Raw genomic sequence first — 12218 nt, 5'->3', positions numbered from 1 at the left:
AAGGCTCTTTTTCGTTTCGTCAACAACATTTTTTCGCTTTCGCTTAAAACCTGCTGACGTCACGACCGCTGGTTTCTGCCGCGGCCCTCGTTCGCAAACGAGGGGGCGAATACTAGGTGAATATCCAACCTGTGACAAGCATGTGACGGGAATTTTTCCGTCGGCTTACCTACGGGTCGAGCTCAAAACTGCATCCACGGGAACCGCTGCAGCCATTGCGGCATAACCGGCATCGCTAGGATGGACGTGGTCGCCGCTGTCGAAAGCCCGCTGCAGCCGGTCCGGCTGCGCCCGGTCCCGCAGCGCAGCGTCGAAATCCACGACGCCGTCGAACGCATGGCTGGTCCGAATCCATTGGTTGACGGCCAACCGGATGCTTTCCCGCTCCGCCGGCAGCGATGCCGGGGTCAACGTCGCGCCGAACATCTTCACACCGGCGTGTCGCGCGGCAGCGATCAGCCGCTGGTACCCGGCAATCAGGTCCGCGGCCGTCACCGCGGTATGCGGGAAGTCGCAGTCGAGCCCGCTGCGCGGCGGCATCGCCGAGAAGTTGATGTCATTGATACCGATCAGCAGGATCGCCGTCCTGACGCCTGGACGCCGGAGCACGTCGCGGTCGAAACGGCTTGCCAGCGCGTCGCCATAACAGGGCGAGTCGCTCAGCAGCCGATTCCCGCTGATCCCGAGATTGACGACTGCGATCGAACGATCGCCCCCACCGTCCAGCCGGCGGGCCAACGCGTCCGGCCAGCGACGATTCTGATTCAGGCTGGAACGCATGCCGTCGGTGATCGAATCGCCGATCGCGGCGATCGCAGCCGACGAAGACCCCGCCTCCACCGACAACCCGGTCACCCAAATGTAGTGCGTAAACCGGCCACGGAATGCGTCCGCAGAAGCGTCCGCCGCATGATTGCCCGGCACCGACACGTAATTCACCTGATTCGACACACGGTGCCATGCCGCGACCCGCTGTTCCGGCCCCGTGACTGCACTGACTGCATACGGCACGCCTTCGGCGATATCGAGCGCGACCGGGTCACTGTCCAATTCTCCGCCTGCCGCAATGCTGACTGCCGTCTTGCCGCCGAACGTCACGCGCACCGCGCCGTTTTCGACAACAGCCGCGCCGCCCGCCGAACGCGCAATGCGCAGTTCTTCGATGACAAGCGGCGTCTTGCCGTATTCGTTACTCAGATGGATTCGCGCCGACTTTCCCGACAGCGTCGGGTAAACAATCTGCCGGACAGTGCGCCCGGCGACTTCCGGTGCGCGATACAACGGCGGCAAGTCCGTTCGCTGCGGAATGGGTTGCAGCGCCGTCGCCCATGCGGCGACCCAATGTCCCGCCAGCGGGGCGTCGGCGGCGAAAACGTTCGAGGAAGCGGCAAACTGCGCAAGCAGCGCCGCGCCGCATGCGGCAGCTAGGGTACGAAGGGTCATTCGGGTGGTCGGTTCAAGGCCAAACGCGCATTGTGCCCGATCGCAACGGTGACTGCGGGCGGCCGCGAACGCACGCGGCCCATCCAACTCAAGCCGGCTGCCCGCCGGTCATTTTCAACGCAAGCGCTTCGGCAACTTCGATCCCGTCGATCGCCGCGGAGTAAATGCCCCCGGCATATCCCGCTCCCTCGCCTGCAGGATACAAACCCTCGACATTCATACTCTGATAATCATCCCGGCGGCGCACGCGAATCGGCGACGACGTTCTCGTCTCAACGCCCGTCAGCACCGCGTCGTGCATAGCGAAGCCCGCGATTTTCTTGTCCATCTGCGGCAGCGCTTCGCGAATTGCCTCGATCACATAGTCGGGCAGCGCAGTGCTCAGATCGGTCGGATGCACGCCAGGTTTGTAGGACGGCACCACCGAACCCAGCGACGTGGAAGGCCGCCCGGCGATGAAATCGCCGACCAGTTGGCCCGGCGCCATATAGTTGCCGCCGCCGAGTTCGAACGCGCGCTCTTCCCATTTGCGCTGAAAAGCGATGCCGGCGAGCGGTCCGCCCGGGTAATCGTCCGGCGTGATGCCGACCACGATTCCCGCATTGGCGTTGCGCTCCGCCCGCGAATATTGGCTCATCCCGTTGGTGACCACGCGCCCGGGCTCAGACGTCGCCGCCACCACGGTTCCGCCCGGGCACATGCAGAAGCTGTAGACCGCGCGGCCGTTGCTGCAGTGGTGCACGACCTTATAGTCGGCGGCGCCCAGCTGTTTGTGGCCGGCAAATTTGCCGAAGCGGCTACGATCGATCAAACCCTGCGGATGTTCGATCCGGAAACCGAGCGAAAACGGCTTGGCCTCGATAAAGACGCCCCGGTCGTGCAGCATCTCGAAGGTATCGCGCGCGCTATGGCCGACCGCCAGTATGACGTGATCGCAGCGCAAGGTCTCGCCGGTCGACAGCGTCAAGCCGCGCACCTTGCCGCCGTCGATGTCGATATCGTCGACGCGGGTTTCGAAGCGCACCTCGCCGCCCAGCTCATGGATAGTCGCGCGCATCTTCTCGACCATGCTGACAAGGCGGAACGTGCCGATATGGGGCCGGCTCAGATACAAAATGTCTTCCGGCGCGCCGGCGCGGACGAATTCGTCGAGCACCTTGCGGCCGTAGTGCTTTGGGTCCTTTATCTGGCTGTATAGCTTGCCGTCCGAGAACGTGCCCGCGCCGCCTTCGCCGAACTGCACGTTCGACTCGGGATTGAGCACCGACTTGCGCCACAGCCCGAAAGTGTCTTTGGTGCGCTCGCGCACCGCCTTGCCGCGTTCAAGGATGATCGGCCGGAAACCCATCTGCGCGAGAATCAGTCCGGCAAAGAGGCCGCACGGCCCCATGCCGATGACGACCGGGCGCAGCGTGGTCAATTGCGCCGGCGCCCTCGCGACGAACCGGTAGGCCATGTCGGGCGTCACGCCGCAGTGCGGCACGTCGGCGAGCCGCTTGAGCGCGGCTGCTTCATCCAATACCTCGACGTCGACGATGTAAGTGAGCTTGATGTCGGCGCGTTTGCGCGCGTCGTGTGCGCGGCGAAACACGGTGTATCGGATGAGCCCGCCTTCAGCCACGCCGAGTTCCGCGAGGCGCGCACGGACGGCCGCGTCGAGGGCGCTCTCGGGATGATCGAGCGGGAGTTTGATTTCGCTTAGACGTAACATGGGTACCGGGGATGCAGGAGGGCCGCCAATTGCGGCCAATTCGCAATTTTATAGGTTAAGTGCCGGCACGGACCAGCGACGCTGAAGAAACGCCGTGACAAGCGGGCCGGAACAGCTATCAATGCGGACGACTTCCGTCAAAAAAATTTATTAACCGACCGGTCGGTTGGCTTATACTGAGCGAACTCAGACAACTTCCGCAGAGAGCGTCCCCATGTACACGCAATCCCTGGATATTCCCGGCAATGTCGCGCCGCTTGATGCGGGCGCGAGCTCGCCCGAACAGGCGCAGTTCGATGCGGTCATGGCCGCCGACGGCAAGATCGAGGCTCAGGACTGGATGCCCGATGCGTATCGCAAGACGCTGGTACGGCAAATCTCCCAGCACGCACATTCGGAAATCGTCGGCATGCTGCCGGAGGGCAACTGGATCACGCGTGCTCCGAGCCTGAAGCGCAAAGCGATCCTGCTCGCCAAAGTACAGGATGAAGCCGGTCACGGCCTCTATCTCTATAGCGCGGCCGAAACGCTCGGCGTGTCGCGCGATCAGCTGATCGCCGCGTTGCATTCGGGCAAGGCCAAGTATTCGAGCATCTTCAATTACCCGACGCCCACATGGGCCGACGTCGGCGTGATCGGCTGGCTGGTCGACGGCGCGGCGATCATGAACCAGATCCCGCTGTGCCGCTGCACTTATGGCCCGTACGCCCGCGCGATGATCCGCATCTGCAAGGAAGAGTCGTTCCATCAGCGCCAGGGTTTCGACGCGTTGATGTCGATGATGTCCGGCACGGAAGCGCAACGCGAGCTGGTCCAGCAGGCGGTGAATCGCTGGTGGTGGCCGGTGCTGATGATGTTCGGCCCGAGCGACAAGGACTCGATCCACAGCAATCAGTCGTCGAAATGGGGCATCAAGCGCATTTCCAACGACGACCTGCGCCAGAAATTCGTCGACGCCACTGTCGATCAGGCCAAAGTGCTCGGCGTCACGCTGCCCGACCCCGACCTGAAATGGAACGAAGCGCGCGGCCATTACGACTACGGCGACATCGACTGGGAAGAGTTCTGGCGCGTCGTGAACGGCGACGGCCCGTGCAACCGCGAGCGCCTCGCCACTCGCGTCAAAGCCCATAACGAAGGTGACTGGGTCCGTGAAGCCGCCCTCGCCCACGCCGAAAAACAGCGCCAGCGCGCCCAACAGCGCGCCGCTTGATAGACCGGGCGCGTCAGGAAGAAACAGGAGATAGAGCAATGAACAAGGAATGGCCGATCTGGGAAGTCTTCGTGCGCAGCAAGCAGGGACTCGACCATAAACACTGCGGCAGTCTGCACGCCGCCGACGCGCCGATGGCGCTGCGCATGGCGCGCGACGTCTACACGCGCCGCCAGGAAGGCGTGAGCATCTGGGTGGTGCCGTCGTCGGCGATCACGGCGTCCGCGCCGGAAGACAAGGCGGAGCTGTTCGAACCGGCTGGCGACAAGATCTACCGCCACCCGACGTTCTACACGCTCCCCGACGAAGTCAACCACATGTAAGCGCGGCCATGGACATCACCCCCCAACATCTCCAATACGTGCTGCGCCTCGCGGATACCGCGCTGATTCTCGGTCAGAGTAATACCGAATGGTGCGGTCACGGGCCGATCCTCGAAGAGGACATCGCGCTGTCGAACATGAGTCTCGATCTGATCGGCCAGGCGCGTTTGCTGTACACGCACGCCGCCTCGCTCGAGCAGCGGCTCACCGGCAAGAGCCGTACGGAGGACGACTACGCGTACTTCCGCGCCGAGCGTGAATTCGCCAACTACACGCTGGCCGAGTTGCCGCATTACGGCCCGCTGTGCGGCACCGCGCAAGCCGAGAAGGACTACGCGGTCACGATCGCGCGCAACTTCCTGTATTCAACGTTGATGGCGCATCTCTGGAGCGCGCTGACGACTTCCACGGACGAACAGCTGGCGGCGATCGCGTCGAAATCGATCAAGGAAACCAGCTACCACGTGCATCACGCAAGCGAGTGGCTGATCCGTTTCGGCGACGGCACCGAAGAATCGCACCGCCGCGCGCAAGCCGCGCTGGACTACCTGCTGCCGTACACGCGCGAGTTCTTCAGCGCGGACGCGGTGGAAGAGACGATTGCCGCGGCGGGCATCGGCCCGCTGACCGCGGACCTCGAAGCCGCATGGCTCGACGACGTGCGCGCCACGCTCGACACGGCCACGCTGACGCTGCCCGAAGCGGTCAAGCACATCACGACCGGCAAGCACGGCGAACATTCCGAGCACATGGGTTTCGTACTCGCCGAAATGCAGAGCCTCGCGCGCCAGCATCCTGGCGCCACGTGGTAATCCGACGATGACGACTTCGACTGCCTCGAACGCTACGGCCGACGCCGCGCTCCAACGCGCCTGGGACGTCCTTGAAACGGTGCCAGATCCGGAGATTCCGGTGGTGTCGATTCGCGAACTCGGCATTCTGCGCGACGTACGCCGCGATATCGACGGCACCCTCGAAGTCGTGATCACGCCGACCTATTCCGGTTGCCCTGCGATGTCGCAGATTGCCGAGGACGTCGCTCATGCGCTCGACGTCGCGGAACTCACGCCGTATCGCGTCGCCACCGTGCTCGCGCCGGCCTGGACCACCGACTGGATGACCGCCGACGCCCGCGAAAAGCTGCGCGCCTACGGCATCGCGCCGCCCACGGGCAACTGCGGTTCGGCCGCGGCGGCACAGGAAAAAGTGATGCGCTTCGTGCCGCGGGTGCTGCCGGCTCCGTGCTGCCCCCGTTGCGGCTCGGCGCATACCGAGCGTCTCGCGCAATTCGGCTCGACCGCGTGCAAGGCACTGTACCGCTGCCTCGACTGCCGCGAACCCTTCGACTACTTCAAACCATACTGATATGGCCACCCCGCAATTTCATCCGCTGCGTATCCGCGAAGTGCGGCCCGAAACCGCCGACGCGGTCTCGGTCGCCTTCGAAGTCCCGGTCGAGCTGCGCGACCAGTATCGCTTCACGCAAGGCCAGTTCGTCACGCTGAAAACGCATATCGACGGTGAGGAAACGCGCCGCTCGTATTCGATCTGCGTCGGCGTCACCGATTACGATCGCGACGGCGAGCTGCGCATCGGCATCAAGCGCGTGCGCGGCGGGCGCTTTTCGAACTTCGCGTTCGACACGCTGCAGCCCGGCCACACGATTGACGTGATGACGCCGGATGGGCGTTTCTTTACCCACCTCAACGCCGACCAAGGTCAGCAGTACCTCGCGTTTTCAGGCGGCTCGGGCATTACGCCGGTGCTGGCGATCATCAAGACAACGCTCGAAATCGAGCCACGCAGCACCTTCACGCTCGTGTACGGTAACCGCAGCGTCGATCAGATCATGTTCGCGGAAGAGCTCGAAGACCTGAAGAACCGCTTCATGAACCGCTTCGTGCTGTATCACGTGCTGTCCGACGATCTGCAGGACGTGGAGCTGTTCAACGGGGTGCTCGACCAGCAGAAGTGCGCGGCCTTCATCGAGAATCTGCTGCCGGCCGATGCGATCGACGAAGCCTTCATCTGCGGCCCCGGCCCGATGATGGACGCCGCCGAGGCCGCGTTGAAAGCCGCCGGCGTGCCGCAGGAAAAAGTGCACGTGGAACGCTTCGGCTCGCCGCTGCCGCAAGCGGGCGTACCGCCGGTCGAGATCACCGACGACACGCCGGCCGCCGACCTCGAAATCGTGCTCGACGGCAAGCGGCGCAAGTTGCGCCTGCCCTATCAGGGCGTGAGCGTGCTGGACGTCGGCCTGCGCGCCGGGCTCGCGCTGCCGTACGCGTGCAAGGGCGGGGTTTGCTGTACCTGCCGCGCGAAGGTGCTGGAAGGCGAAGTGAAAATGGAAAAGAACTACACGCTCGAAGAGCACGAAATCCGCGACGGTTTCGTGCTGACGTGCCAATGCCATCCAATCAGCGACCGCGTGGTGGTGAGCTACGACGAACGCTGAGCCGCACGCCGTACAGAGGCCCGCGCGACACCCGCGGCGCCTTTCGCGGCATCGCGATCCTTTACACTAGGGGCCGCTCGCGATCGGACACCTGTCCCGCTCGGCGAGCGGCCCTTTCTGTTATTGCCCCAGCAAGCCACTGCTCATGAGCACGATTCATCTCACCAATGGCGATGTCGCCGCCGACTCCCTACGCATCGCGCTGCGCGAAGCGGGCCGCGACGATCGCGTGCAGTCGCTACGGGACGATCTGGCAGTCGGCCCGCTGCGCGGCATCGACGACGCGCCGGATGTGCGCGCGAACTTCTGGGATCGCGTCAGCGTGGACACCCGGCGGGATTTCCTGCGGGAATTCCGCGAGCAGGCAGCGGCGCTGGACAACATCGCGCGCGGCGAAGCGAATCTGGTGGTCTGGCACGGCGAAAGCGCGGCGGATCAACTGATGCTGCGCCGCGTGTGCTACCACCTGCGCAATAGCCCGCAGCGCCTGAACGAGGCGCGTCTGTCGATTCGCGACCTGACCGATCCGGGCGCGTGGGCGCACAGCCGCCGGGATCGTGCGACCTCGGTCGGCATGTTTGCGCCTGCCGTGCTGAAAGCGCGTCTGGCTGACGCCGCGCCGATTTCAGTGTTGCGCATCAGCCGGCTCGCGCTGGAATGGCAGGAGGTCAAGCACGCGAACGGCGAAACACGCCGCTGGCGCGACAACACCTTCACGAGCGGCAGCTTCGCCGATCTGGACGCGCTGATTCTCGAACGCATCACCGAAGACTGGCAACCCGCCGCGCGCGTCGCCGCCGAGCTGATGACCGCCGAGCTCTGGTTTCTGGTGAGCGACAGCGTCGTCCTGTGGCGCCTTCGCGAAATGGCATCGACGCGACGCATCAAGCTGCGCGGCGACACCGGCGCATGGCGCACACTGGAGTTGTGCGCGGCGCGCGCCCCCTGTCCAAACTAATAAAACAGACGACTATGGCCCGCACCCGAGCCCCCGACCACGAAACCCAACGCGAACAGATTCTCGAGCTGGCGGCGGCGAAATTCGCCCAAACCAGCTATCCCAGCACGTCAATGGCCGATCTGGCCGCCGCGAGCGGCACCTCGAAAGCACGCCTGTACCACTACTATGCGAGCAAGGAAGCGATCCTGTTCGATCTGCTCGATCGCTACACGAAGCGACTGATGCTGATCATCGCCGAGGTGGAAGGCGCCAGCCAGCGGCGCGGACTCACCGAGCGGGAAACCTTCGCCGAGCTGATCCGCGCGTTTCTGTCCGAGTATGAAACCTCGCATAGCCGGCACGTCGCGCTGTTGAACGACGTGAAGTATCTGGTCGACACGCAGCGCGAGGTGATCCTGAATCGCCAGCGCGACGTGGTCGCGGCCTTTGCGCGGCAGTTGGCGCGCGCTTATCCGGAGCGCGCCAGTCGCGAGAATCAGACCGCCCTCACCATGATGGTGTTCGGCATGATCAACTGGACATTCACGTGGCTGAAGCCGGACGGGCGCATGGGCTACCGTGAATTCGCCGAACAGGTGGTCGGCATGGTGGATCACGGTTTGAGCACGCCCCCGGCGAAATGACGCATAGCAGCAATACTCAGGACAACCCGCTGCGGGAAACCTGAGCTGTGGCATGCGCACCACGAACGCTCGTTCAATTTAATTTTTCCTTTTAAATCAATTAACTAAAAATAGGGCGCAAGCTTTTAAGGCATTCTCTTCAGATTTTGATACGGGTTTTCCCTAGTGAGAGACTCCGGTTTCCGCTAAAATAGATTTTGCGGCGCACCAAGCCGCTTGATCAAAAGGAGAACCCGACCATGAACATGATGCCCCCCCGCGCCGCCGAGCCGATCGTCCCGCACGATCGCGCATCGCTGCCAGCTGGCCGCGCACCTGCTCTGGTCCGTGAACTCACGGCCGCCGATCGCGAACGGTTGTTGACCCACTTCCTCGCGCTCGACGAAGACGACCGTCTTCTGCGCTTCGGCCAGATCGTGCCGGACCACGTCATTGAAAACTACGTCCGCGCAATCGACTTCACGCGCGACACTGTTTTCGGCGTGTTCAACAGCAAGCTGGAACTCACCGGCGTCGGTCACCTCGCCTATCTGCCCGCCGAAGGCGACAAGCGCACCGCCGAATTTGGCGTGTCGGTGCTGGAAAGCGTGCGCGGCCAGGGTATCGGCTCGAAGCTTTTCGAGCGCGCCGCCATCCGCAGCCGCAACACGCACGTCACGGTGCTGTACATCCACTGCCTCGCGCGCAACACCACGATGATGCACATCGCGAAGAAGGCGGGCATGAAGATCGAGTACGCGTACGGCGAAGCAGACGCTTATCTGACGCTGTTGCCGGCGGATCAGTCGAGCATCATCGCTGAGATGCTGCAGGAGCAGGCCGCCGTGTTCGACTACGCGCTCAAGCGCCAGGCGCGTCATGCGTCCAGGTTGTTCGAGTCGTTCCTGCCGACGGCCGCCGCAGCCTGAAAAGCTTGGGCTTCGGCGAAATGACAAAGGGCAGCCATACGGCCGCCCTTTTTGTTTGCCTGCTGCCTACCCATAGCTCCACGTTCACAAGATCGGCAGTGCAGTCGTCTCTTTGAACTTTTCAAGCGCGAAGCTCGTTTTCACGTCGATCACCGACGGATGGTGCAGCAACTGATCCTGCACAAAGCGCGAAAAGTGCGCCATGTCCTCCACCTGGACCCGCAACAGATAATCCATGTCGCCCGTCATGGCATGACACGCGACCACCTCCGGCCACGCCTGGACCGCCGCACGAAACAGATCGGCATGCGTGGCATCGCCACGCGGACTGGGCGCCGAACCGCCGCGCTTTTCCAGCCGCACATTCACATAAGCGAGCAAGCCAAGGCCGAGATGCTGCGCATCGAGCAAGGCGACATAGCCGCGAATGACGCCGCTCTCTTCCAGCCGACGAATACGCCGCAGACACGGGCTCGGCGAGAGATTGACGCGCTCGGCAATCTCCTGATTCGACAACCGGCCATTCTCCTGAAGGATCGCCAGAATGCGCCTGTCGATGGCATCGATCTCAACCTTGGCCATTTTCTGCCGCCTCTCTCACAAAACCGGATAGAAAATGGCTCAAGCGTATCGACGTGCGATTAAATTCGCAAGTTTTCGTCTCGCGGCGGACTTTACACTTGCTTCATTCGGTCGCACTCAATCACCCATCCGCGTTCGCGCAACGCGCCGGCGCACATCAATCATCTTGCATGGGACCCGAGTCAGGCGCTAAGGCGCCGGCTCCGGTCGACAGGAGACAGACAATGCAGGTTTCAACCTGGGACAATCCGGTCGGCACCGACGGTTTCGAATTCATCGAATACACCGCGCCGGACCCGAAAGCGCTCGGCAAACTCTTCGAACAGATGGGCTTCACCGCCGTCGCGCGGCATCGTCATAAAGACGTGACGTTGTATCGCCAGGGCGAGATCAATTTCATCGTCAACGGGGAGCCGGATTCATTCGCGCAGCGCTTCGCACGGCTGCATGGCCCGTCGATCTGCGCGATCGCGTTTCGTGTTCAGGACGCGGCCAAAGCCTACAGGCAGGCGCTGGAAAAAGGCGCATGGGGCTTCGACAACAAGACCGGCCCGATGGAGCTGAACATCCCGGCGATCAAAGGCATCGGCGACTCGCTGATCTATTTCGTCGACCGCTGGCGCGGCAAGAACGGCGCGCAGCCGAACAGCATCGGCAACATCGACATTTACGACGTCGACTTCGAACCCATTGCCGGCGCGAACCCGAATCCGGTCGGGCACGGCCTGACCTACATCGACCATCTGACGCACAACGTGCATCGCGGCCGCATGCAGGAATGGGCGGAGTTTTACGAGCGCCTGTTCAACTTCCGCGAAGTGCGTTACTTCGACATCGAAGGCAAGGTGACGGGCGTGAAGTCGAAGGCGATGACTTCGCCGTGCGGCAAGATCCGGATTCCGATCAACGAAGAAGGCTCGGAAACGGCCGGCCAGATTCAGGAGTATCTGGATGCGTATCACGGCGAAGGCATTCAGCACATCGCGCTCGGCACCAACGACATTTACCGCACGGTGGACGGCCTGCGCGCAGCGAACATTTCGTTGCTCGACACGATCGACACTTACTACGAACTCGTCGATCGCCGCGTGCCGAATCATGGCGAGCCGCTCGACGAACTCAAGAAGCGCAAGATCCTGATCGACGGCGCGCCGGAAGACCTGCTGCTGCAGATCTTCACCGAAAACCAGATCGGCCCGATCTTCTTCGAGATCATTCAGCGCAAGGGCAACCAGGGCTTCGGCGAGGGCAACTTCAAGGCGCTGTTCGAATCGATCGAACTGGATCAGATTCGCCGCGGCGTGGTGCAGGACAAAGTCTGATCGCAACACACAAGCAGAAATGAAAAGGGCGAGGATCGCAAGATCCTCGCCCTTTTCATTTGCGCCGTTGCCTCGAGTGAAAGTCAATGAGACAACGATCGGTTATCAACCAACACACCGCTTCAGCGGCGCGTCACGAATTCTGGTTTCCCTCGTCCGCTTTCGAGGAACGCGAGAGGCGGTCCATGGCGATGCTCGCGGGCGCAACTTGCGCCGTCCGGCTCATCGCGTTCGAGAGCGCCCCTGCGCTGCCCGGGTTCGAGCGCACCGGCGCGCTCATGGCGAAGAAGGCTGCTGAGACCATCAGGAAGGTCTGGATGTTTCTAGTGTTCATGCGTACTCCTTTTCTAACTGCCCTGTTGTCCTGAAGCTCCACCGAATGCGGAGCGTTACGCAGACATTGCTCACAGGTGGGGGTTAGACAGGAATTTGAACTGCGGTTCCGTGAATTTGTAGCTTTTACAGCTTGTTACAGGCGGGTTCGCAACGTGAGGCCAGGCGAACCCAAGACGCATGGAGAGATCTCGCACGCATCCGCGAAGCCCCTTGTGGCACGCCTTTTTGGCATGCTGCGGCGGGTTTCCACCAGTGCTACCATCACCTGAAACACGTCAATATGACGGCCCCGGCCCTTCGCATTCACAAGATGCCACGGCCCAAAAAAGTTTTGGTGATCC

Annotated in this window: 13 protein-coding genes; 9 read left to right on the top strand and 4 right to left on the bottom strand. The window is 62.6% G+C overall.

From position 1 onward, the window contains the following. Positions 1-165: 165 nt before the first annotated feature. Positions 166-1443, bottom strand: a complete 1278-nt coding sequence (locus PQQ53_RS03205) for an SGNH/GDSL hydrolase family protein (protein ID WP_408323279.1) — start codon at positions 1441-1443, stop codon at positions 166-168. An 88-nt stretch (positions 1444-1531) separates the two neighbouring features. Next, positions 1532-3154 (bottom strand): NAD(P)/FAD-dependent oxidoreductase, encoded by a 1623-nt coding sequence (locus tag PQQ53_RS03200; RefSeq protein ID WP_408323267.1) that lies wholly within the window; start codon positions 3152-3154, stop codon positions 1532-1534. A gap of 214 nt (positions 3155-3368) precedes the next feature. Between PQQ53_RS03200 and paaA the strand changes: the two genes are divergently transcribed. The 8 genes from paaA to PQQ53_RS03160 all read left to right on the top strand — a co-directional run bounded on the left by paaA (position 3369) and on the right by PQQ53_RS03160 (position 9637). Then, entirely contained in the window at positions 3369-4367 is a 999-nt protein-coding gene (gene paaA / locus PQQ53_RS03195; RefSeq protein ID WP_408140384.1) for a 1,2-phenylacetyl-CoA epoxidase subunit PaaA, read from the top strand. Between the two features lie 38 nt (positions 4368-4405). Next, entirely contained in the window at positions 4406-4690 is a 285-nt protein-coding gene (gene paaB / locus PQQ53_RS03190) for a 1,2-phenylacetyl-CoA epoxidase subunit PaaB (protein ID WP_007179854.1), read from the top strand. A gap of 8 nt (positions 4691-4698) precedes the next feature. Beyond that, positions 4699-5502, top strand: a complete 804-nt coding sequence (paaC, locus tag PQQ53_RS03185) for a 1,2-phenylacetyl-CoA epoxidase subunit PaaC (RefSeq protein ID WP_408323266.1) — start codon at positions 4699-4701, stop codon at positions 5500-5502. 7 nt (positions 5503-5509) lie between these two features. After that, complete coding sequence (gene paaD, locus PQQ53_RS03180; RefSeq protein ID WP_408140380.1) at positions 5510-6055, top strand: 1,2-phenylacetyl-CoA epoxidase subunit PaaD; 546 nt, start codon at positions 5510-5512, stop codon at positions 6053-6055. Between the two features lies 1 nt (position 6056). After that, positions 6057-7145 (top strand): 1,2-phenylacetyl-CoA epoxidase subunit PaaE, encoded by a 1089-nt coding sequence (gene paaE / locus PQQ53_RS03175; RefSeq protein WP_408140378.1) that lies wholly within the window; start codon positions 6057-6059, stop codon positions 7143-7145. 145 nt (positions 7146-7290) lie between these two features. After that, positions 7291-8103, top strand: a complete 813-nt coding sequence (locus PQQ53_RS03170; protein WP_408140377.1) for a DUF1835 domain-containing protein — start codon at positions 7291-7293, stop codon at positions 8101-8103. A gap of 14 nt (positions 8104-8117) precedes the next feature. Next, positions 8118-8729: a TetR/AcrR family transcriptional regulator gene (locus PQQ53_RS03165; protein WP_408140375.1), complete on the top strand. Its 612-nt coding sequence runs from the start codon at positions 8118-8120 to the stop codon at positions 8727-8729. A gap of 239 nt (positions 8730-8968) precedes the next feature. Then, positions 8969-9637 carry a GNAT family N-acetyltransferase gene (locus tag PQQ53_RS03160; RefSeq protein WP_408140374.1) on the top strand — a complete coding sequence of 223 codons (669 nt, stop codon included), beginning with the start codon at positions 8969-8971 and terminating at the stop codon, positions 9635-9637. 84 nt (positions 9638-9721) lie between these two features. On the opposite strand, the gene PQQ53_RS03155 is transcribed toward PQQ53_RS03160, so the two are convergent. Then, on the bottom strand, positions 9722-10219 hold the full coding sequence (locus tag PQQ53_RS03155; protein WP_175165046.1) for an Lrp/AsnC family transcriptional regulator: 498 nt from the start codon (positions 10217-10219) through the stop codon (positions 9722-9724). Positions 10220-10443: 224 nt separating this feature from the next. On the opposite strand from PQQ53_RS03155, the gene hppD reads away from it, so the two are divergent. Then, positions 10444-11541 carry a 4-hydroxyphenylpyruvate dioxygenase gene (gene hppD / locus PQQ53_RS03150; protein WP_408140372.1) on the top strand — a complete coding sequence of 366 codons (1098 nt, stop codon included), beginning with the start codon at positions 10444-10446 and terminating at the stop codon, positions 11539-11541. Between the two features lie 133 nt (positions 11542-11674). On the opposite strand, the gene PQQ53_RS03145 is transcribed toward hppD, so the two are convergent. Beyond that, positions 11675-11875, bottom strand: coding sequence for a hypothetical protein (locus tag PQQ53_RS03145; RefSeq protein ID WP_408323265.1), 201 nt, complete (start codon positions 11873-11875; stop codon positions 11675-11677). Between the last annotated feature and the right edge of the window lie 343 nt (positions 11876-12218).

Source organism: Paraburkholderia strydomiana (genome assembly GCF_046030495.1).
GTDB classification, from domain to species: Bacteria; Pseudomonadota; Gammaproteobacteria; order Burkholderiales; family Burkholderiaceae; genus Paraburkholderia; species Paraburkholderia strydomiana_A.
This window is presented reverse-complemented; position numbering and strand designations above follow the sequence as displayed.